The organism is Maribacter sp. (assembly GCA_020629415.1).
Lineage (GTDB): Bacteria > Bacteroidota > Bacteroidia > Flavobacteriales > Flavobacteriaceae > Maribacter > Maribacter huludaoensis.
Genome location: JAHDDL010000004.1, coordinates 62,218 through 83,413 on the forward strand (window position 1 = coordinate 62,218; position 21,196 = coordinate 83,413).

General features: G+C 35.6%; 19 protein-coding genes. 10 read left to right on the plus strand and 9 right to left on the minus strand.

The window, feature by feature from the left end:
- Nucleotides 1-123 precede the first annotated feature (123 nt).
- Entirely contained in the window at nt 124-2,094 is a 1,971-nt protein-coding gene (locus QZ657_RS02940) for a sensor histidine kinase (protein WP_276473035.1), read from the plus strand.
- A 2-nt stretch (nt 2,095-2,096) separates the two neighbouring features.
- Here QZ657_RS02940 and QZ657_RS02945 read toward each other — a convergent pair whose 3' ends face one another.
- The gene (locus tag QZ657_RS02945) at nt 2,097-2,891 is read right to left on the minus strand and encodes an SDR family oxidoreductase (protein ID WP_291962476.1); all 795 of its coding nucleotides are present in this window, start codon (nt 2,889-2,891) and stop codon (nt 2,097-2,099) included.
- A gap of 45 nt (nt 2,892-2,936) precedes the next feature.
- On the opposite strand from QZ657_RS02945, the gene QZ657_RS02950 reads away from it, so the two are divergent.
- The 4 genes from QZ657_RS02950 to QZ657_RS02965 are packed head-to-tail and all read left to right on the plus strand — an operon-like array spanning nt 2,937 to nt 7,370.
- A complete protein-coding gene (locus QZ657_RS02950; RefSeq protein WP_291964877.1) occupies nt 2,937-3,989 on the plus strand; it encodes an o-succinylbenzoate synthase in 1,053 nt (350 codons plus the stop codon).
- Entirely contained in the window at nt 3,980-4,900 is a 921-nt protein-coding gene (locus QZ657_RS02955) for a CPBP family intramembrane glutamic endopeptidase (protein WP_291964879.1), read from the plus strand. Before QZ657_RS02950 ends, QZ657_RS02955 begins: the two co-directional genes overlap by 10 nt.
- Nucleotides 4,901-4,918: 18 nt before the next feature.
- Nucleotides 4,919-5,980: an AMP-binding protein gene (locus tag QZ657_RS02960; protein ID WP_291964881.1), complete on the plus strand. Its 1,062-nt coding sequence runs from the start codon at nt 4,919-4,921 to the stop codon at nt 5,978-5,980.
- 40 nt (nt 5,981-6,020) lie between these two features.
- On the plus strand, nt 6,021-7,370 hold the full coding sequence (locus QZ657_RS02965) for a M24 family metallopeptidase (RefSeq protein WP_291962482.1): 1,350 nt from the start codon (nt 6,021-6,023) through the stop codon (nt 7,368-7,370).
- Nucleotides 7,371-7,594: 224 nt separating this feature from the next.
- Here QZ657_RS02965 and QZ657_RS02970 read toward each other — a convergent pair whose 3' ends face one another.
- Nucleotides 7,595-9,223 (minus strand): acyl-CoA carboxylase subunit beta, encoded by a 1,629-nt coding sequence (locus QZ657_RS02970; protein ID WP_291964883.1) that lies wholly within the window; start codon nt 9,221-9,223, stop codon nt 7,595-7,597.
- Nucleotides 9,224-9,294: 71 nt separating this feature from the next.
- Between QZ657_RS02970 and QZ657_RS02975 the strand changes: the two genes are divergently transcribed.
- The 3 genes from QZ657_RS02975 (at nt 9,295) to ettA (ending at nt 12,279) form a co-directional block, all read left to right on the plus strand.
- A complete protein-coding gene (locus QZ657_RS02975) occupies nt 9,295-10,266 on the plus strand; it encodes a Gfo/Idh/MocA family protein (RefSeq protein WP_366934148.1) in 972 nt (323 codons plus the stop codon).
- Between the two features lie 76 nt (nt 10,267-10,342).
- Entirely contained in the window at nt 10,343-10,519 is a 177-nt protein-coding gene (locus QZ657_RS02980; RefSeq protein WP_091605214.1) for a CAL67264 family membrane protein, read from the plus strand.
- Nucleotides 10,520-10,587: 68 nt separating this feature from the next.
- Nucleotides 10,588-12,279 (plus strand): energy-dependent translational throttle protein EttA, encoded by a 1,692-nt coding sequence (ettA, locus tag QZ657_RS02985; RefSeq protein WP_291964887.1) that lies wholly within the window; start codon nt 10,588-10,590, stop codon nt 12,277-12,279.
- A 64-nt stretch (nt 12,280-12,343) separates the two neighbouring features.
- Here ettA and QZ657_RS02990 read toward each other — a convergent pair whose 3' ends face one another.
- A complete protein-coding gene (locus QZ657_RS02990) occupies nt 12,344-13,165 on the minus strand; it encodes an MBL fold metallo-hydrolase (protein WP_291964889.1) in 822 nt (273 codons plus the stop codon).
- Nucleotides 13,165-13,635 (minus strand): GNAT family N-acetyltransferase, encoded by a 471-nt coding sequence (locus QZ657_RS02995; protein WP_291964890.1) that lies wholly within the window; start codon nt 13,633-13,635, stop codon nt 13,165-13,167. The genes QZ657_RS02990 and QZ657_RS02995 overlap by 1 nt, the downstream gene beginning before the upstream one ends.
- Before the next feature lie 153 nt (nt 13,636-13,788).
- Between QZ657_RS02995 and QZ657_RS03000 the strand changes: the two genes are divergently transcribed.
- The gene (locus QZ657_RS03000; protein ID WP_276473025.1) at nt 13,789-14,676 is read left to right on the plus strand and encodes a hypothetical protein; all 888 of its coding nucleotides are present in this window, start codon (nt 13,789-13,791) and stop codon (nt 14,674-14,676) included.
- Nucleotides 14,677-14,746: 70 nt separating this feature from the next.
- Here the strand turns inward: QZ657_RS03000 and fumC are convergent, their stop codons facing one another.
- The gene (gene fumC / locus QZ657_RS03005; protein WP_291964893.1) at nt 14,747-16,147 is read right to left on the minus strand and encodes a class II fumarate hydratase; all 1,401 of its coding nucleotides are present in this window, start codon (nt 16,145-16,147) and stop codon (nt 14,747-14,749) included.
- A gap of 171 nt (nt 16,148-16,318) precedes the next feature.
- On the opposite strand from fumC, the gene QZ657_RS03010 reads away from it, so the two are divergent.
- Nucleotides 16,319-16,492, plus strand: coding sequence for a hypothetical protein (locus QZ657_RS03010; protein ID WP_167333102.1), 174 nt, complete (start codon nt 16,319-16,321; stop codon nt 16,490-16,492).
- A gap of 62 nt (nt 16,493-16,554) precedes the next feature.
- On the opposite strand, the gene QZ657_RS03015 is transcribed toward QZ657_RS03010, so the two are convergent.
- From QZ657_RS03015 to prfB, 4 genes are all read right to left on the minus strand, one after another.
- Nucleotides 16,555-19,047 (minus strand): TonB-dependent receptor domain-containing protein, encoded by a 2,493-nt coding sequence (locus QZ657_RS03015; protein WP_291964895.1) that lies wholly within the window; start codon nt 19,045-19,047, stop codon nt 16,555-16,557.
- The gene (locus tag QZ657_RS03020) at nt 19,048-19,563 is read right to left on the minus strand and encodes a hypothetical protein (protein WP_291964897.1); all 516 of its coding nucleotides are present in this window, start codon (nt 19,561-19,563) and stop codon (nt 19,048-19,050) included.
- A gap of 75 nt (nt 19,564-19,638) precedes the next feature.
- Nucleotides 19,639-19,983 (minus strand): arsenate reductase (glutaredoxin), encoded by a 345-nt coding sequence (gene arsC, locus QZ657_RS03025; protein WP_276473021.1) that lies wholly within the window; start codon nt 19,981-19,983, stop codon nt 19,639-19,641.
- Between the two features lie 63 nt (nt 19,984-20,046).
- Nucleotides 20,047-21,148, minus strand: a protein-coding gene (gene prfB, locus QZ657_RS03030; protein ID WP_276473020.1) for a peptide chain release factor 2 whose coding sequence is annotated in 2 segments (ribosomal slippage) — nt 20,047-21,081 and nt 21,083-21,148 — 1,101 coding nt in all. Because the reading frame shifts where the segments join, the coding sequence is not laid out codon by codon here.
- Nucleotides 21,149-21,196 lie beyond the last annotated feature (48 nt).

Consider the following 21,196-nt stretch of genomic DNA (forward strand, 5'->3'; position numbering starts at 1 on the left):
AAAAGTACGTAGAACACGCTTTTTGAGCTGTAGGTTATTTGAAAATCATGTAACGAAGGCTCACAACAAAAATTTAGTAGATTCAACAATAAGATTTAAGTTTGATTCTGCTTTTATTGAGATATGAAAAAACAGAATATTTTGAGATTATTGTGCACTTTGGTTTTAGGTGTATATACGTGCCTAGTTTTTGCACAAGATAATACTACAACTCAAAATGAAGACTACTACAAACAGTTTCAAGATTTAGAGAATGGTGAATTACGTTCTTTTTTCTTTTTCAATACGCCAAATCGTTACAATCAGAATTCTCCGTATGATTGGTTAGATACCGTAAAGGTTTACTTGAACAGTTCTGAAAAAACCAAAGATTCCGTATCTATCCGTAATTATCAACTTATTGAGTCCCAAATTTATTATGATTTAGGTAACTATGAGAAAAGTTTGGCAATTGCAAGACCTTTATATGACGACTTGTTAAAGTTAGATGTGGAGTCTAAAAAGACTATTCTGGGCATTTTGGACAATAATTATAAAATGCTTGAATTATATGACAAGCAAATAGAGATTAGAAGGGTTAAACGTGAATTAGGTTTCACTGATAATGTCGCCTTTTATGACATTTATGCAAGTTTAGGTCAGTATAGAAAGGCTATGCGAGATTATATGACCGAAGAAAAGAAAGTACTTAAAGACGATGATTATTACGGTCAAGCAATCTACAACAATACTATAGGTGATTATTTAAGATTAGATAAATCAACGGCTACAGCGTTAAGCTATTATAAAAAAGCCGAAGGACTAATAAAAGTTTTTTTAAGTGATGTCACAAATGAGCGCTCTGATAAAGAAATTGCTGACGGAAGAATTCTTAACGGGTTGATTATTGGTAATATTGGTAAAAGCCATGTTCAGTTAGGTGAGTATGAAAAAGCTATTCCGTTTTTAGAAGAAAGTAGGGATATCATCAAGAAATACAATAAAAGTAAATTCTCTTCTGATATTATTGAAAATACCTTGGCTCTAGCAGAATGTTATTTAAAGTTGGATGATTATGCCAAAGCTACCGATTATTTGAGCGATGACCTTAATCCTATAAAGTCTGATAATATTTTAAAGCGTAATAGAATTTATGCAGATTATTACTTTAAAACCGGGGATTACAAAAACTCTACGGTATACCTTAAGAAGAACATAAGAATTAGGGATTCTATTGATGCATTAGCATCGAATATCAAGAATCAGCAATTAACTTCTGTTGTTGCCCAAGATTTAGAGAATTCTAGAAAAACTATGGAGCAACAAAAAGCTCAGTTAGAAGAATCTAGAAAAGATATTAAGGCAAGAGATGATAAGATTAGTTTGGTGTTTGTATCCTTGATTTTTACACTTATAGGTTTTGCCGGTTTAGTATATGCGTATTTAAAGAGTATTAAAAACCAACGTTTAATTGCCGAGCAGAAATTTATTATTGAAAATTCATTAGTAGAGAAAGATTCATTACTTAAAGAGATACATCATAGGGTTAAAAATAACCTTCAAATGGTCTCTAGTTTGTTGAGCTTACAAACTAAAAATACAAGAAGTAAAGCTGCTATTGCTGCATTGGAGGAAGGCAAGAGTAGGGTAAAAGCAATGGCCCTTATACATCAGAAGTTATACCAAAACGATGATTTATCGGTAATTGAGATGCAGGGCTATATTGAAAGTTTAATCAATAGTATTCAATCGGTTTACAAAAAAGGCGGACATAATATTAATATTACCATTGATGCGGAAGGAGTAGAATTGGATATTGATAGAGCAATACCATTTGGACTTATATTAAACGAGTTGGTTTCTAATTCATTTAAATATGCATTCCCGAACGATGATAGTGACGGAAAGATATATATTCATTTACGAAAAATAGCTGGTCAAGAAGGTTTCTTTGAGTATACCGATAATGGAATAGGTTTACCTGAAGATTCAGACGAAAGGGCAAGCTCCTCAATGGGTATACGTTTAATGAGCAGATTGGCAAATCAGCTTCAAACTTCATTGAATACAGATAAAACCCAAGAAGGTGTGCGTTTCTGGTTTAATTTTAAATAGGCTTAACGAACTTTACTGTTCATAACCACTTTATGTAAAAGTCTAGGGAAGAATCTTTTGAGGTAAATACCAAATTTTTCTTTTCCGCCTATGTAAGTTTCAAATCGTTTCTTTTTAATTGCAGAGATTATTTTTTGTGCACATTCGTTAACCGGCATTCCGTTTTCTGTGGCATTGTCTTCTTTTTGTAATGCAGAACCATCACCCGTTAATGCATTTTTAGCCACATTGGTTTGTATAAAGCCAGGGCAGATGATAGAAACATTGATATTGTCTTTTTCATGCTCCATTCGCAATGCGTCAAAGAAGCCATGTAACGCATGTTTGGCACCACAATACCCAGATCGATAAGGAGATGAAAATTTACCCATTAAACTAGTAACGGTAACAAAATGGCCGCTCTTTTGAGCTATAAAATGGTCAAGTAAGTGTTTGGTCAATTTTATGGTACCCAGATAATTAACGTCTATCATTTGTTGGTAGACTTCAAATTTTGTGTCAACTATAAGGGAACGCTGGCTTAATCCGCCATTGTTGATTAAAATATCAATATGCCCATAAATTTTAATAGCTTTTTGAGTAACGATTCCTAAAGAATTGAAGTCCGTTAAGTCTAGAGGCAATATGGTTACATGATCTTGATATTTGCACTTGTTTTTTACTTTTAATAGCACAGTTTCCCTTCTTGCGGAAAGTATAATTTTAGCGCCAAGTTCGTTTAGCTGGTATGCTAGTTCTTCGCCAATTCCTGAAGATGCTCCTGTTATCCAGATTACCTTATTTTCTATACTGTCCATAACATCATGTTTAAACTCAAAATATAGTTAAATTTGAAGGATAATATGAAAGCAACATTTAAAAAGTATCTTTTAGATTTTAAAAATCCTAGCGGAACTTCTAGGGGAATTCTGCGAACTAAAGAAACGTGGTTTTTGATTTTGGAGGATGAAGGTAAATGGGGAATAGGTGAATGCGGACTTTTTAGAGGACTTAGTTTTGATGATGTGCCTGAATATGAGCAAAAATGTAATTGGGTTGCGGAGAATATTGAATTAGGGGAAGCTAAATTAGTAGAACAGTTAAGAGATTTTCCTAGTATTCAATTTGGTTTGGAACAGGCATTTTTGTCCATGCGTTCTAATAATCCTTTTCATCTTTTTGATTCCACTTTTTTAGAACACCAACAACCAATTTCAATTAATGGTCTGGTTTGGATGGGCGATAAAGAATTTATGCATCAGCAAATAGAAGATAAGCTAAAAGATGGTTTTTCATGTATTAAAATGAAGATTGGTGCCATTGATTTTGATACGGAAATTGCATTGCTTAAATCTATTAGAGAGCGTTACTCTAAAGATGAAATTGAATTGCGAGTAGATGCTAACGGTGCATTTTCTCCAAAAGAAGCCTTGTCCAAGCTAGAAGTATTGTCAAAACTTAATTTACATTCAATTGAGCAACCTATAAAACAGGGACAATGGGAAGAAATGCAAAGACTTTGTAAAAGTACACCGTTGCCAATTGCTTTAGATGAAGAATTAATTGGTGTAGTAGATGTAACGAAAAAGGTAGACTTGCTACAAACTATACAACCACAGTATATTATTTTAAAGCCCAGCTTGGTAGGTGGTTTTGCAGGTAGTAATGAATGGATTAAAATTGCCGAAAAGAATAAAATTGGTTGGTGGGTTACCAGTGCATTAGAGAGTAATATTGGTTTAAATGCCATTGCACAGTGGACCGCAACGTTAGGTAACCAAATGCCACAAGGTTTGGGTACGGGATCTTTATTTACAAATAATATAGATAGTCCGTTAGAAGTAAATAACGGAGGGTTGTTTTACAACAGCTCTAAAAAATGGAATAAAAATTTAATAGATAGTTTATGTATATAGAGCAAGGTTATAAAGGAGATATTGGATTATGGAAATATTTAATAATTCCTGGTTGTTTTATTGGTTTTATGATTTTGAACTATATAGCAATCTTGTTATCTCCGGTTAGTGTTGAAGATAGTATGGCACAGATGATTAATAGCTTCGGCTCTAACCTGGTTTTAATTATAATATTGGCTCCATTGGCAGTTGGTTTACTTGTGGTGCTTGGTTGGACAAAATTAGTACACTCTCAAAGTATAACTTCTTTAACTACATCTCGAAAGAGAATAAGTTGGAAAAGAATCTTTTTTTCTTTTGTATTATGGGGAGTTTTAACTGTTTTAATGACATTAATAGCAGTTTATTTGTCACCTGAGGATTATGTTTTTAATTTTAAACTGGTACCATTTTTAACTTTAGCAGTGATAGGTATCTTACTAGTTCCTTTGCAAACAAGTTTTGAAGAATACTTATTTAGGGCACATATGATGCAGGGTTTAGGTATTGCGGTGAAAAATAGATGGGTACCTTTAATAGTTACCTCGGTGTTTTTTGGGTTAATGCATTTAGGTAATCCTGAAGTAGAGAAGTTAGGGTATGGGATAATGGTGTATTATATAGGAACTGGTTTTTTTCTTGGTATTATTACGCTTATGGATGAGGGGTTAGAATTGGCTTTAGGTTTTCATGCAGCCAATAATTTAATTGGAGCTCTATTAATGACTGCAGATTGGACCGCTTTTCAAACAAATTCAATTTATCGAGATATTTCAGACCCAGTTTTAGGTTGGGATATTTTAGTTCCTGTATTTATTACTTTTCCTATTCTTTTACTCATCTTTTCAAAAAAATATGGATGGACCGATTGGAAAGAAAAATTAACCGGTAAGGTTCTATCTAAAGAAGAATTTTTATTGACACAAGAGTAAAACTAAAATTTATTCAAAATGAAAATACACCCTAGTTTTTCAATTCAAGGTAGGACAATTTCTTTTGATGATTTAAAAGAGGTTGGTTATAGTTTAATTAAAGAAGGCGAGGAATTTGAAAAGCATATAGGTGAATTTCTTTTAGATTGGATAGATGATTTGCCAACACTTTCTGTAAAAACTTCAGGATCTACGGGCGCTCCAAAGACTATACTATTGAAGAAAGAACAGATGGTAAATAGCGCTCTTGCAACCGGTAATTATTTTAACCTTAAGCCTGGGTCAACTGCTTTACTCTGTCTGCCCGCAACATATATAGCTGGTAAAATGATGCTTATAAGAGCAATGGTTTTGGGCCTAAATATTTATTTAGTGCCACCAAGTTCATACCCATTGGAAGGTATTACGGATTCTTTTGATTTTGCGGCTATGGTACCTTTACAGGTAAGTAACTCTTTATCTAAACTACATCAAATACATAAATTAATTATTGGTGGTGCACCTATTTCTAATTCAATAAGAGAAGCTTTAAAGGGTGTTGATAATAGCATTTATGAAACCTATGGTATGACGGAAACCATTACTCATATCGCTATAAAACCGTTAAACGATAAAGAAGTTGAAGATGCTCCTTTTACGGTGTTGCCAAATGTAGAACTTGCTACAGATGATAGAGGTTGTTTGGTAATTAATGCTTCAGAAATTTCAGACGAAACGGTGGTAACCAATGATGTGGTCCAAATGCTTTCAAAAACTAAGTTTAACTGGTTGGGCAGACTTGATAATGTTATTAATTCTGGTGGGGTAAAGTTGCATCCGGAACATATTGAAAAAGTAATATCAAACTATATAGATACTCCGTTTTTTGTTGCCGGTGTTACAGATAATGAATTAGGGCAAAAAGTGGTTTTAGTGGTTGAAGATGCAGAAATTAAAGACATTCAGAAAATTATTGATGGTATTTCTGAATTCAAAAAATTTGAGAAACCTAAAACGATTTTGATAGCTAAAGAATTTCAAAGAACCGATAGTGGAAAAATACAACGTTCTAAAACTGTACAACAAATTTTGAAGCCTTAATATATTCCGCTATTTTCATCATTAGAAAAACCACTATCTAATGATCAAACAACTAATTACCGTATTTATTTTTATTCAGGGCTTTTTATTGAACGCCCAACAAATTCTCAATGAAAAAGAAAGGGCCATTGTTATAGATGAAATTCTAGACGATCGTTTTAACAATTTACTTCCAAAACTTATGGATGCCGCTGACCTTGATATGTGGGTGGTGATTTCAAGGGAATACAATGAGGATCCAGTTATTAAGACCATGCTGCCTGCTACATGGTTAAACGCTCGTAGAAGAACTATTCTTTTGTTTTATAGAGATAAAGCAAAAAACACTATTGAAAAATTAGCCGTTGCTCGTTATAATGTTGGTAAGAATATTGTTTCCGCTTGGGATAAGGAAAAGGAGCCTGATCAATGGAAGAGATTAATGCAGTTAATATCAGAAAGAAATCCAAGAAGAATTGGACTTAATTATTCTACAGACCATAATATTGCCGATGGATTGGTAAAGACGGATTATGAGGAATTCATGGCAAATTTGCCTAAAAAATATACTTCAAAAGTGACATCTGCTGAGCAACTTGCCGTACGCTGGATCGAAACTAGAACTGAACGTGAAATGGTTATCTATGATCAATTGGTAGATATTACACATGATATCATAGCCGAAGCATTCTCGGAGAAAGTAATAACTCCCGGTGTAACCACTACGTCAGATGTAGTGTGGTGGATGAGACAGAAAGTCACCAATTTAGGTTTGGAAACTTGGTTTCATCCAACTGTAGACGTTCAAAGAAGTGAGAAAGGAAAAAAGAGTGAATTTTATTCTTTTGCAAACAAACCCGAGAGTATGGTAATCTTACCTGGGGATCTAGTACACTGCGATTTTGGAATTACATATCTGCGTTTAAATACCGATTGTCAAGAATTAGCGTATGTATTAAAGCCAGAAGAAACTTCTGCTCCGGAGTTTTTGGTAAACGGACTAATGGAAGGGAACAAATTACAAGATTTTTTAACAGGCAATATGGTCAAGGGAAAGTCTGGAAACGAAATTCTTAAAAAATCTCTGGACGAGGCTAAAACTGCAGGATTACGACCTTCTATTTACACGCATCCGTTAGGTACTTATGGTCATTCTGCCGGTACAACTATAGGAATGTGGGATGCCCAAGGTGGTGTAATGCGTGACGATGGAGAAAACTATGGTCTTAACCCGAATACTGTTTATGCCATTGAACTAAACACGACCATCAACATACCGGAATGGAATAGAGATATCAGAATCATGCTTGAAGAAGCCGGGTTCTATGGTGAAGATGGATTTAGATATGTAAATGGAAGACAGACCGAATTGTTGTTGATTCCACGAGTGAAAGGTCATCAGGGCAATTAATTTTTATATTCATTATGTGGGTATTAACGAATAGTTCAACAACTATATGTTGAAAAGTCAATAGAATGGAATGCGGTAAATATTGTTGCCAGTTATCTTGGTAAACTTTTTACAACATATAGACCATTGATTTAGTTATAAAAAAACCACAATACATTTAAAATGTATTGTGGTTTTTTTAATGTAAATAGTTTAAAATGTTGATACTTAATATTTTTAATTAATTACACCTGTAAAACCCCCATGTTAAAAGGCTTTTCAATAGGTGCATGATCAGCGGCTTCTATACCCATTGAAATCCATTTACGCGTGTCCTTTGGGTCAATGATGGCATCTGTCCATAACCTTGAAGCTGCGTAATAAGGTGAAACTTGGTTGTCGTAACGCTTCTTGATTTTATCGTATAGTTCCGTTTCTTTTTCCTCAGTGATGGTTTCACCTTTCTTTTTTAATGAAGCCTTCTCAATTTGTAAAAGAACTTTTGCAGCAGAGTTTCCGCTCATCACCGCAAGTTCAGCACTTGGCCAAGCAACAATTAACCTAGGGTCATAAGCTTTACCGCACATGGCATAGTTTCCAGCTCCATAGCTATTGCCTATAACAATGGTAAATTTTGGTACGACGGAGTTACTCACCGCATTTACCATTTTGGCGCCATCTTTTATAATACCACCATGCTCACTTTTACTACCAACCATAAATCCGGTTACATCTTGCAAGAAAACTAACGGAATTTTCTTTTGGTTGCAATTGGCTATAAATCTGGTTGCCTTATCTGCAGAATCGGAATAAATGACTCCGCCAAACTGCATTTCTCCCTTTTTTGTCTTTACAACTTTTCTTTGGTTGGCAACAATACCAACTGCCCATCCATCTATTCGTGCATATCCGGTAAGTATGGTTTGTCCGTATCCGGCTTTGTATTCTTCAAATTCCGAGTCGTCTACCAATCGCTTAATAATTTCCATCATGTCATACTGTTCCGCTCTTGAGCTAGGTAGTATACCATAGATATCATCAGGATTTTCTTTTGGTTTTATACTTTTCTTTCGGTTGTATCCCGCTTTTGGGAAATCACCGATCTTATCCATAATATTCTTTATGGTGTCCAAAGCAGCTGCATCATCTTTCGCTTTATAATCGGTTACCCCGCTAATCTCGCAATGCGTAGTAGCGCCACCTAAAGTTTCATTATCTATGCTTTCACCTATTGCGGCTTTCACCAAATAGCTTCCTGCCAAGAAAATACTGGCGGTCTTATCTACTATTAAAGCTTCATCGCTCATAATAGGTAAGTAAGCGCCACCGGCAACACAACTGCCCATAACCGCAGAAATTTGGGTTATGCCCATACTGCTCATAATCGCATTGTTTCTAAATATGCGCCCAAAGTGTTCTTTATCCGGGAAAATCTCATCTTGCAATGGTAAGTACACGCCGGCACTATCTACTAAATAAATAATAGGAAGTCTGTTTTCAATAGCAATTTCCTGTGCTCTTAAATTCTTTTTGGCGGTAATAGGAAACCATGCGCCAGCCTTTACCGTTGCATCATTGGCAACTACTATACATTGCTTTCCTTTTACATATCCAATTTTTATAACAACACCGCCAGAAGGGCAGCCGCCATGTTCTTTGTACATGCCTTCGCCAACAAAGGCTCCTACTTCAATCTGTTCGGTTCTTGGATCAAATAGATAATCAATACGTTCTCTAGCGGTCATTTTACCTTGATCGTGCTGCTTGGCAATTTTTGCTTTTCCTCCACCTAAATAAACCTCGTTCAGCTTTCGTCTAAGGTCAGATAATAACAACTTATTCCTATCTTCGTTTTGATTGAATTTTAAATCCATTCTGTATATTTAATTTCTTCGCATAAAGATAAGAAGTTAATTTTGGTGTACATGCAACAAAAATAAAAAGTATGATAAAGTGGGGTATTGTTGGGGCAGGTAACATAGCACATAGTTTTTCTAAGGATCTAGCTTTGGTAGATGGCGGTCAATTGGTTTCGGTAGCATCTAGAAGCTTGGAGAAGGCCCGCACATTTGCCAAAGAATATGGAGCTCCAAATGCTTTTGGTAGTTATGAAGAGTTGTTTCATAGTAATACGGTAGATATAATTTATTTGGCAACACCGCACACTTCCCATGCAGATTTGAGCATTGCCGCCATGAAAGCCGGTAACGCCGTACTTTGTGAAAAACCATTGGGAGTCAATGCTTCAGAAGTTCGGGCAATGGTAACTGCTGCTAAAGAGAATAATGTATTTCTTATGGAAGCATTATGGTCACGTTTTAATCCTACCATTAAAAAAGTAAAGGAACTTGTAGATAATGGGACTATAGGAGATATAGGTTATCTACATTCAGATTTTGCTTTTTATGCTCTGGATAGGGATGAAAACGGTAGGCTGTTAAATCCTGATCTTGCAGGAGGTTCTCTGCTAGATATAGGAATCTATCCTATATTTTTAGCTTATTTACTGTTGGGGATGCCCAAGGATATTAAGGCAACCGCCAATTTTTATAAAACTGGGGTAGAGGTGCAATGTAGTATGATTTTTAATTATGATAACGCACAAGCCATTTTGTATAGCGGACTCAATTCTAACTCTGAAAAGAAATCTGAAATAGCAGGAAGTAAAGGAACAATTTTTATTCATCCAAGATGGCATGAAACTACTGGTTTTACCTTGGAAAAAGATGGGGATGTAGTAAGTAATGAAGTCGGTAAGAGGGGTAAAGGCTATGTTCATGAAATAGAAGAAGTGCATAATTGTTTAAATTCTGGCAAGAAGGAAAGTGCATTTTGGAGTCATCAAAACAGTTTGGATCTCATTACAATTACGGATACGGTTCGTGAAAAAACGGGAATTGTGTTCCCGTTTGAATAATAGCAGCGGTATTAGTGAGTAAATATTTTAAAATTTACGATATTTGATGCTCGCTTAAATTTTAATTGATTCAAAAATGAACAAGAACACTGTGCTCACTTGGGCTACTTTTATAATGATCTTCGTAGGGCTTGCACTTATTGCATTAGGGGCCTTTAGATATGATGATGTCGCTGGTTGGGGTTTTGCATCTGTTGGAATAGGTTTTTTTGCCATTGCTTGGGTGTTCAATGCCCTTAAAGGTAGAGTATAATCAATATTTTTAACTAGTAGGGATTTCTTCTACTGGATGATAATTTTTTCACTAAACACTATAATTTTATGTCAGACGATAAGAAGGTAATCTTCTCCATGTCAGGAGTTACGAAAACCTATAAGAATGCTAACACCCCAGTTTTAAAGAACATATACTTAAGTTTTTTCTACGGTGCCAAAATTGGTATTTTAGGTCTAAACGGTTCTGGTAAATCTACTTTGTTAAAAATAATAGCAGGTGTAGATAAAAATTTTCAAGGTGATGTAGTCTTTTCTCCAGGATATAAAGTTGGTTATTTGGAACAAGAGCCAGAACTGGATGAAAATAAAACCGTTTTGGAAATTGTAAAAGAAGGCGTTGCCGAAACGGTGGCCATTCTTGATGAATACAATAAGATAAACGATATGTTTGGTCTTCCCGAGGTTTATGAAGATGCGGACAAAATGCAGAAGTTGATGGATCAGCAGGCTGTATTGCAAGATAAGATAGATGCAGCTAATGCTTGGGAACTAGATACCAAATTGGAAATTGCTATGGATGCCTTGCGTACCCCAGATCCTGAAAAGAAAATTTCAGTGCTTTCGGGTGGTGAGAGAAGAAGGGTGGCCTTATGTAGGTTGTTGCTACAAGAGCCGGAAATCTTATTGTTAGATGAGCCTACCAACCACTTAGATGCAGAATCTGTACATTGGTTAGAGCATCACCTGGCATCTTATAAGGGAACGGTAATTGCCGTAACGCACGATAGATATTTCTTGGATAATGTTGCCGGTTGGATTCTTGAATTGGATAGAAGTGAAGGTATACCTTGGAAAGGGAACTACTCTTCTTGGTTAGATCAAAAGTCTAAACGTATGGCACAAGAAAGTAAAACAGCTTCTAAAAGACAGAAAACATTAGAGCGAGAGCTGGAATGGGTTCGTCAAGGAGCAAAGGGTAGACAGACCAAACAGAAAGCACGTCTTAAGAACTACGATAAGTTGATGAGTCAAGATCAAAAACAACTTGATGAAAAACTGGAAATCTATATTCCTAACGGACCACGTTTGGGTACCAATGTTATTGAAGCTAAAGGCGTAAGTAAGGCATACGATGATAAGTTGCTTTATGAAGACCTTAATTTTAAATTGCCACAAGCGGGTATTGTTGGTATTATTGGACCAAACGGTGCAGGTAAGACCACTATTTTTAGAATGATCATGGGGGAGGAGACACCGGATAAAGGTGAATTTGAAACCGGTGAAACCGCTAAAGTAGCCTATGTAGACCAGAGTCATTCTAACATAGATCCTGAAAAAACCATTTGGCAAAACTTTAGTGATGAGCAAGAGTTGGTAATGATGGGTGGTAAGCAGGTCAATTCTAGGGCTTACCTAAGTAGATTCAACTTTTCGGGTAGTGAACAGAATAAAAAAGTGAGCATGTTGTCCGGTGGTGAACGTAACCGTTTGCACTTGGCAATGACCTTGAAAGAAGAAGGTAACGTGCTTTTATTGGATGAGCCTACCAATGACTTGGATGTAAATACATTACGTGCTTTAGAAGAAGGTTTGGAGAATTTTGCAGGTTGTGCCGTAGTCATCTCTCACGATAGATGGTTCTTAGATCGTATCTGTACACACATCTTGGCATTTGAAGGCGATTCTCAAGTGTATTTCTTTGAAGGGTCGTTCTCCGATTATGAAGAAAACAAGAAGAAGAGGTTAGGCGGAGATCTTATGCCGAAACGAATTAAGTACAAGAAATTAATTAGATAGTATTTCAACTATAAAGAAAAAGCCCGCAATTGCGGGCTTTTTTATTTTCAAAAAACAGCTAACATTAATATTCTTCATTAGGGTACCAATCTAACTGAATCACTTCAATATCTTGATTGCCTGCATCTACTAATTGCTTAAATTTAGCCACATCGCTTACATCTGGCTTGCCTCTGTAATGATAAGGGTATACTTGCTTAGGTTTAAAGTCCAATACAGCGGCAGCGGCACTTTCTTCTGTCATAGTGTATGGTAAATTCATACATATAAAAGCTTTGTCAATATTTTTTAAAGAACGCATTTCAGAAATATCTTCGGTATCTCCGGAGAAATAAATACGTTGACCGTCAATATTTAGAATATAGCCGTTACCACGTCCCTTTTCATGAAATTTTAAAGCTTCCTTTCTTAAGTTGTACATTGGTATGGCCTCTATAGTAATTTCGCTAAGTTCTTTACTGCTACCATTGGATAAAATGACCAACTGTTCCTTATATTTTTCAGATAATTTATCGGCAACTGCTTGCGGTACTACAATTGTTGCGTTAGTAGTATCTAAGGCATCTAATGTTTCTGAACTTAAATGATCACCATGTATATCTGTTATCAATATTAACGTAGGTTTTTTTTGGTCCTTAAAAGCGTCAGCTCCACCAACAGGGTCAATATAAACAACAACATCGTTATATTCTATTACTGCTGTAGCATGTTCAATGGGAATGATTTTAATGTCTTCTGATTTTCGTTCGTTTATTATCTCGGTAACCGATTTTTTTTCGTCAGTCTCAGTTGTAGCATTGGTTTCGACTTCGGCTTTTTTTACATCTTTACATGAAATAACAAAGGCAAAAGCGAGAGATAAAAAGAGCAATTTATTTATTTTCATTAGGTTACGTTTAAAAGAGTTAGTTCCATTTTAACATCAGATCGAAGATACTCTAAATTATCTTCTAAGGGTACCTCTTTAAATCCAAATTTCTTATATATATGCAGAGCGGCATCTAATTTTGTGCTAGAATATAACTCTAGGGTTTTCCAATTTTCGGTACGGGCAACATCAATTGCATAAGCCAGCATAGACTGACCTATTTTTAATCCGTGATGGCTTTTGTTTACTGCCATTTTACCCAATTCATAACGGTCTATTTCCTTTTTGATCAATGCAAAGCATCCAACAGGCTTATTATACCATAATCCTATAAAGATATACCCACCTTTAGCTATAATGGAAGATTGCGGATCGTTCAATAGCTCCCTGTCTTTTTTTTCCACTTTAAAATATTCATTGATCCAAGCAATATTCAAGTCTCTAAAGTTTTGATTATATTTATGCTCGTAAGGTACAATGGTTAGCATGGTTTCTAAATATTGTTTTATTAATGCCCAAGTTATATCTTCTTGTATTGGTATAGGCCAAGTATTATAAATTAATTTAACATTAAAAAATCTAAAATTTAAATTGCCACGTATATAACTCGAACAAACAGACACTTTATTAAATTTAAAATTATGACTGAAACAAAAAACAACAACGGCTTAAAGGTTTTGACCGCTCTTTTAGGTGTTGTGCTTTTAGGTACTATCATTTATACAGTAAGTCTTTACCAAGATAAAAAGAAGACCGAAGTAGTACTTACAAAAGAAAAAGAATTAGTAGTTGAAGATTTGAATAGCTTAAAATCTGAATACGACAAAGCTATCTTAGAAAGCAATGCAACTAATGAAGAGTTGGTAAGTGCTAGAGACAATATTGCCAAGTATATTGATTCTGTTAAGACAATGAAAGCTGATATTGGTTCCTTGTCTAGGTATAGAAGACAGGTAAGTGTGCTTAAAGCTGAGAGAGAGCAATTATTAAAGCAAGTTGATTCTTTAACTCGTTCAAATACTGCTATTGCCATGCAACGTGATAGTACTTATGTTGAGTTGGAAAAGCAAACTGTTTTTAATGACTCTTTGGTAGTACAAAATACAAACTTGGCTCAAGTAGTAGAAAAAGGTTCTGCATTAAACCTGTCTAAATTTAATGTTGATGCAGTAAAAGAACGTAACAGTGGTAAATTGGTCTCTACACAGAGAGCTAAGGCGACCGATAAATTTAAAATTTGTTTTACTGTTGCCGATAACGTAATTGCACAAGCCGGTGACAGAGAATTTTTCTTGGAAGTTTTGGATCCCCAAGGTAATGTACTTGGCGGTAGCAATTCTATGACAAATGATAATGGGGCTTCTATAACTTATAGTAAGCAAACAAATTTTTACTACGAGAACAAATCTTTAGATGTATGTGATTATATCAGTAAGCCTTCTGGTGATTTCAAAGATGGAAATTACATGGTAAACGTATATGACGACCAACTAAAATTATTGGGTACTTCTAAGTTTATGTTGAAGTAATAGTTTTAAAATTCATAATAGAAAAGGCGACCAGTTTGGTCGCCTTTTTTTATTTAAGGTAGGGTTGATTTTAGTCTTTTAAACTACCTACCATATTTTCTGGTTTTACCCATTCATCATAATCTTCGGCGGTTACATATCCTAAGTTGACAGCCTCCTCCTTTAATGTAGTTCCGTTCTTATGTGCTGTGTTGGCAATCTCTGCAGCTTTGTAATACCCAATTTTTGTATTTAAAGCAGTAACCAACATTAAAGAGTTGTTCAGTAACTCTTTGATCACACCGTGATTTGGCTCTATACCTGAAGCACAATGCTCTTCAAAACTTACACAGGCGTCACCAATTAGTTGTGCAGACTGAAGAATGTTTGCTGCCATCAATGGTTTAAAGACATTCAATTCATAATGTCCCTGTGTACCACCAACGCTTACAGCAACGTCATTGCCCATAACTTGTGCGCAAACCATTGTCATTGCTTCACATTGAGTAGGGTTCACTTTACCTGGCATTATTGAACTACCTGGTTCGTTGGCAGGAATAATGATTTCACCTATTCCTGAACGTGGACCAGAAGCCATCATTCTAATATCGTTTGCTATTTTGTTCAATGATACAGCCAATTGTTTTAAAGCTCCGTGGCTTTCCACAATGGCATCATGCGCAGCTAGCGCCTCAAACTTATTTTCAGCGGTTATAAAAGGCAAGCCTGTGAAGTCTGCAATATATTTTGCAACAAGCACGTCATAACCTTCCGGTGTGTTCAATCCTGTTCCAACGGCAGTCCCACCAAGAGCCAATTCACTTAAATGAGCTAAGGTATTTTTCAAAGCTTTTAAACCATGGTCCAATTGAGAAACATAACCGGAAAATTCTTGACCCAAGGTTAGGGGAGTGGCATCCATTAAATGCGTACGACCAATTTTAACTACGTTCTTGAATTCAACCGATTTTTTCTGAAGTGTATCTCTCAATTGTGTGACGCCCGGTATGGTCACCTCAACTATTTTTTTGTATGCAGCTATATGCATACCTGTAGGGAAGGTGTCATTTGATGATTGTGACTTGTTTACATCATCATTTGGCTGAATTGTCTTTTCACCTTCACCAATTACTTTGCCGGCAATTTCATGAGCCCTATTGGCAACCACCTCATTCACGTTCATATTACTTTGCGTTCCAGAACCTGTCTGCCATATGACCAACGGAAATTGGTCATCATGTTTTCCTTCTAAAATTTCATCACATACCTGAGCGATCAAATCTCTTTTTTCTTCAGATAAAACCCCTAGTTCGCAATTGGTGTACGCTGCAGATTTTTTTAAATATGCAAATCCGTAAACAATGTCCAAGGGCATAGATGCCGATGGTCCTATTTTAAAATTATTACGCGAGCGTTCTGTTTGTGCACCCCAATATTTGTCTTTGGGAACTTCAACATTGCCCATGGTATCTTTTTCGATTCTGAACTCCATAATCTTATAATTTATATGAATCTTTAGTTAACTTATTAAATATCCTCAAAAATAAGGTTTACATTTATTTTTCTTAGGACAACTTTGTGGTGAAAAGTGAAATTAATTTTACAGAACGTTTGCAAAAAATAATTCGTTTATGGTATCTTTGTAATATATAAGTAAGAAGATATGTTTGATTTTGACCAATATTTAGGATTTTTAGCTTTTTTAACCATACTGACCATAGGTTTTTGGTTAATGATGTTTTTGTTATTATTTGTTGTCCCTTACTGGTTAGGTGGTAACATTATGGAGTTATTGAAAGAAAGACGCGACAAGAAAAAAGCCGCAAGAGAAGCATAGATATAGAATTATATAAAAAAAGGAGCCTTTAGGCTCCTTTTTTTATATCTTGTTATTTGTATTTAACCTTCTATTTCATCTCCGTCATCATCATTGTTTCCTCTTCTGTTACCTTTGTTACGCTCTTTTGGTTGATTAAAACGGTATACAAAGCCCATAGTTATTTGACGTTGTCTCCATTGAAATTCACTATCTGATGTAAAGAACTCTGTTTCCGTGTAAGAGGTTCTTTTTCTAGAGTTCAATAAGTCGCTTACATTAAGTGAAAGTGTTCCATTGTCGTTTAAAATATCTTTGCTAAATGCTAAGTTCAATGAGAAAATACCACCGTTTTCAGTTTGGGCCGTAGAAGATGGTCCTCTATAGAATGCATTTGTTTGCCAGTCTACTTTTGCCGGTAAGGAAACCTTTGAGCTAAATCTAGCGAACCAGCTGGTATTTGTAGTACCATAATCAATACCGTTAAAAGCACCTTCGGTAGAGAACTGGAAGAAATTAAAGCTAGAGTTCAATCGCAACCATTTTGCTGCGTTATATAAAATACCTGCTTCAACCCCAATTCTGTCATTTGTGGATAGGTTGATTGGAATAGACCTGATAATTTCAATGCCATCTGTAGTGGTTTCACCGGTTTCTTCTTGTATACGTTCAAATGAATCTGTTTCTCGTTGGTAATACACAGATGAGGTAAGAGTTAGATTATCCCATCTCTTTAAGTAACCAACGTCAAAAGCATTGGAGAACGCAGGGTCAAGGTCAGGATTTCCTTGAAAAATATTTGTTCTACTAGATCGTGAAGGAAAAGGGTTAACATACCTGCCCCTAGGTCTATTTATCCTTCTATTATAGCCTAATGAAATGTTTTCATTTTCACCCAGTTCGTAAATCAAGTTTACAGTTGGGAAAAGCCCTAAATAATTTTTATCGAAATTTGCATCCACATCTACTCCTAATTGATCCTCTAGTTCAGAAGAATCATACAAAGAGGTCAATTCTCCTTTTAACTGGGTGTTCTCTAAACGTAAGCCTAAAAGAAAGGAAAATTTACCGTATTTGTTACCATATTGAGTATATAGCGCATTTACATTTTCAGTATAGGCAAATAAATTGGTTAGGTCTTGGTTGATATCGAACAGACCGGTGGTTTGGTTCAAAGAGTCCAATCTATAATCTGTTTCTGTTTTTTCAAAAGTACCTCTATACCCAGCTTCAAATTGTGCATCGCCCATAGGTAAAACATAATCTGCTTGTACCAAATATTCATTTTGGGTTTCTTTTTCAAAGACATTTTCCAAAACTATTAAATCATCATTAGGCAATGTATTGTTTTCCTGTATGATGTTGGTCTTATCTTCTACGCCGTTAGAGTATTGAGCGTCTACGGTTAGTTTTTGTCCGTCATCATCAAGATTATTAATATAATTCAAAGAAAATTGATAGTTCTCGTCATCTTCACCTTCATCTTCAGTTCTAAATGTTTCACTATCTAGCGTACTGTTAACAATCCTTTTGTTGGTATTTTCAGTTTTATCTTCACTTTTAGAGGTTCTATAAAATATACTTCCTGTAATTGAAGATTCTTCTGTTATAAAATACTCAAGTCCCAAATTAGTGTTGAAACCTTTTCTAAGTCTAAAATAGTCCCTGTCCTCTATAATCCTATCATATGACCCAGAGGTGTAAGTGTTATCATAAAATGCATTACCTGGAGCGTCTCTATAGTTATAACCTGTGGTGTTGAACAGGTTAAACTTATCTGTTCGTAAGTTGGCATTCACGGAAAGACCACTATTAACAGGATATCCTATAGTTGTATTTACCGAGCCATTAAAACCAAGTGTTTTTTCTTTCTTAAGTACAATGTTCAAAATACCTGCTGTACCTTCTGCATCATATCTTGCAGATGGGCTGGTAATTACCTCTACTTTTTCAATTGCATCTGCCGGTAGTTGTGTTAGGGCATCTGTTGAACCAAACCCCGCTAGGGCAGATGGTTTGCCATTAATGAGTATTCTAACGTTCTCATTACCTCTCAAACTTATAGCACCTTCAACATCAACATCAACAGATGGTACATTATTAAGGGCGTCGGTAATGGTTGCACCACTATTGGTTAAATCTTTACCGATATTATAGATTTTTTTGTCCAAACGTACTTCTACGGTAGTCTTTTCGCCAACAACCTCTACAGCTTCTAATTGGGCTACATCTAAAGCAAGCTTTATTGTTCCCAGGTCTGTAGATGCTCTTAAAATTTGATCGGGCAGTTTGTACGTTTTATAAGAAATGTATTCAATGGAAATGTTGTATTTACCTGGTGGAGTTTCAACTTTAAAATTTCCGTCAATATCTGTGATACCTCCTGTAATTTTATCAGGGTTGTTTACACTTTGTAGTACTAATGTAGCATATTCCAATGGTAGGTTATCATCTTTATCCAGAACCTTACCTGTAATAATAATTGGTCCTCTTTCCCGGTCTCCCCCAGGTCTTTGACTATTTGCGTAATTAAATGATAGTACTAGGAGAAGGAGTAACGGGAAAATTGGTTTCATTTATTCGTTTTTAGATTTCTTTCGTTTTTCTTTTTTCTTCTTTTTATTCTTCTTTAAAGTTTTTGATACACCATCTTTCTGAAGTGCAACAAAAGCTTCGTACTTTTCTAAGGGCAAACCTGCTTTTAACTCTTCGTCTTGCCTTTTTGTAATGTTTTCATAAACTTCTGCCATTTTCTCCGGCGGTAGTTTAAGAATTTGAGCCTCTATGCGTTCTTGCACATATTTCTTTAAAACAGAACTTAAAACGGCCTGTTCAAATTCATTTAACGCTAGTGCTTCCGTAATTCTTGGCATTTCACCGTCTACCAATTCTTCTGCGGTTTTAGGTTTTGGTTCTTCTGCGGGTGCTTGTGCCTGCGGTATAGAACTTCTTTGTCTACCATAACCGTAACCACCGCGTGATCCGTAACCGTTATTGCCATAACCGTATTGCGCGTAAATTTCAGAACTTCCCAAAAGAATTAATAGCAACGCTAAAACTTTTAGAGGGCTATATTTTATTACTTTTTTCATGTGTTTAGATTATAAAGTTTTATAATGGTTTAACTGAAAATGGTTAATTGTTTGTTAAGATAATTATGCTGATCCTTATTTTAACAATTCATCTATATTAGAAGATGGTCTGCCAATTACCGCGCTATTGCCATTTATTACAATAGGTCTTTCTATAAGCTTAGGGTATGCGATCATTGCGTCTAATATTTCCTCATCATTTAGCGGTAAATTTCTAAATTTTTCTTTCCAGATTGCTTCTGATTTACGTACTAAATTAATTGGTTTTATACCTAAACAGCTAATAATATTTCGCAACTCGTCTTTTGTTGGTATGTCTTCTAAATACTTGACCACTTCAAATTTCTTGCCAGAATTTTCAAGTACTTTAAGTCCTTCTCTAGATTTACTGCATCTAGAATTGTGATATATTTTAATCATTATGTGTATTACTTTAAATTATGTATATCTCTGCAGGTTTATAAACAAGCAGAGATATTACTTTCATTCTTCTTCTTTTTGTCCCATCATCATTAAATAGGCTTTTAGAAATTGGTCTATATCGCCATCCATAACGTTGTCGACATTACCTGTTTCCTGACCTGTTCTTACATCCTTTACCAATTTGTATGGATGCATAACATAATTTCTGATTTGAGAACCCCATTCGATCTTCATTTTAGAGGATTCAATTTCTTGACGCGCTTCCATCTTTTTTCGAAGTTCTATTTCGTACAATTGAGATTTTAGCATTTTCATTGCCGTAGCCCTGTTATCATGTTGACTTCTACTGTCCGAACAAGAAATTTGAATTCCGGTAGGGTGGTGGGTCAGTTGTACTTTCGTCTCAACTTTGTTTACATTTTGTCCTCCCGCACCGCTTGATCTAGCTGTGGTTATGGTAATATCAGCAGGGTTGACATCTACTTCTATACTATCATCTACCAAAGGGTATACGTATACAGATACAAAAGAAGTGTGTCTTTTTGCGTTACTGTCAAAAGGCGATATGCGCACTAGACGATGTACACCATTTTCACCCTTTAGCCAGCCAAAAGCAAATTCACCGTCAATTTCCAATGTTACTGTTTTAATACCGGCAACATCTCCTTCCTGATAGTTGAGCTCTTTAATTTTATAACCGTTCTTTTCTGCCCACATCATGTACATGCGCATAAGCATAGCTGCCCAATCGCAGCTTTCAGTACCACCTGCTCCTGCGGTAATTTGAAGTACAGCCGGTAGTTCATCACCTTCTTCAGAAAGCATATTCTTGAACTCCATCTTTTCTAGCGTATTGACCGCTTTTTCATATTGGCGTTCAACCTCTTCTTCAGAAACTTCGCCTTCTTGTTGAAATTCGATCAATACCTCCAAATCTGCTACTAGTAATTGTGCGGCTTCATAATCATCTACCCATTGCTTTTTTGATTGGATAAATTTCATATGTGCCTGTGCCTCTTGGGGATTGTCCCAAAAATCAGGAGCCAAGGTTTTCTCTTGCTCGTTCTCTATTTCTATTAATTTGGCATCAATGTCAAAGATACCTCCTTAACGCACCAAGGCGATCTATAAGACCTTTGTAATGGTCTGTACTTATGTTCATACAATTCTATTTTGGGTAAAAATAATACTCTTTTAAATAATCATAGCA

What these genes read in the sequence shown, in the direction of transcription:
- QZ657_RS02940 (WP_276473035.1), top strand. Translation starts at nt 124, where the DNA reads ATGAAAAAACAGAATATTTTGAGATTATTGTGCACTTTGGTTTTAGGT.
- QZ657_RS02945 (WP_291962476.1), bottom strand. Translation starts at nt 2,891, where the DNA reads ATGGACAGTATAGAAAATAAGGTAATCTGGATAACAGGAGCATCTTCA.
- QZ657_RS02950 (WP_291964877.1), top strand. Translation starts at nt 2,937, where the DNA reads ATGAAAGCAACATTTAAAAAGTATCTTTTAGATTTTAAAAATCCTAGC.
- QZ657_RS02955 (WP_291964879.1), top strand. Translation starts at nt 3,980, where the DNA reads ATGTATATAGAGCAAGGTTATAAAGGAGATATTGGATTATGGAAATAT.
- QZ657_RS02960 (WP_291964881.1), top strand. Translation starts at nt 4,919, where the DNA reads ATGAAAATACACCCTAGTTTTTCAATTCAAGGTAGGACAATTTCTTTT.
- QZ657_RS02965 (WP_291962482.1), top strand. Translation starts at nt 6,021, where the DNA reads ATGATCAAACAACTAATTACCGTATTTATTTTTATTCAGGGCTTTTTA.
- QZ657_RS02970 (WP_291964883.1), bottom strand. Translation starts at nt 9,223, where the DNA reads ATGGATTTAAAATTCAATCAAAACGAAGATAGGAATAAGTTGTTATTA.
- QZ657_RS02975 (WP_366934148.1), top strand. Translation starts at nt 9,295, where the DNA reads ATGATAAAGTGGGGTATTGTTGGGGCAGGTAACATAGCACATAGTTTT.
- QZ657_RS02980 (WP_091605214.1), top strand. Translation starts at nt 10,343, where the DNA reads ATGAACAAGAACACTGTGCTCACTTGGGCTACTTTTATAATGATCTTC.
- ettA (WP_291964887.1), top strand. Translation starts at nt 10,588, where the DNA reads ATGTCAGACGATAAGAAGGTAATCTTCTCCATGTCAGGAGTTACGAAA.
- QZ657_RS02990 (WP_291964889.1), bottom strand. Translation starts at nt 13,165, where the DNA reads ATGAAAATAAATAAATTGCTCTTTTTATCTCTCGCTTTTGCCTTTGTT.
- QZ657_RS02995 (WP_291964890.1), bottom strand. Translation starts at nt 13,635, where the DNA reads ATGCTAACCATTGTACCTTACGAGCATAAATATAATCAAAACTTTAGA.
- QZ657_RS03000 (WP_276473025.1), top strand. Translation starts at nt 13,789, where the DNA reads ATGACTGAAACAAAAAACAACAACGGCTTAAAGGTTTTGACCGCTCTT.
- fumC (WP_291964893.1), bottom strand. Translation starts at nt 16,147, where the DNA reads ATGGAGTTCAGAATCGAAAAAGATACCATGGGCAATGTTGAAGTTCCC.
- QZ657_RS03010 (WP_167333102.1), top strand. Translation starts at nt 16,319, where the DNA reads ATGTTTGATTTTGACCAATATTTAGGATTTTTAGCTTTTTTAACCATA.
- QZ657_RS03015 (WP_291964895.1), bottom strand. Translation starts at nt 19,047, where the DNA reads ATGAAACCAATTTTCCCGTTACTCCTTCTCCTAGTACTATCATTTAAT.
- QZ657_RS03020 (WP_291964897.1), bottom strand. Translation starts at nt 19,563, where the DNA reads ATGAAAAAAGTAATAAAATATAGCCCTCTAAAAGTTTTAGCGTTGCTA.
- arsC (WP_276473021.1), bottom strand. Translation starts at nt 19,983, where the DNA reads ATGATTAAAATATATCACAATTCTAGATGCAGTAAATCTAGAGAAGGA.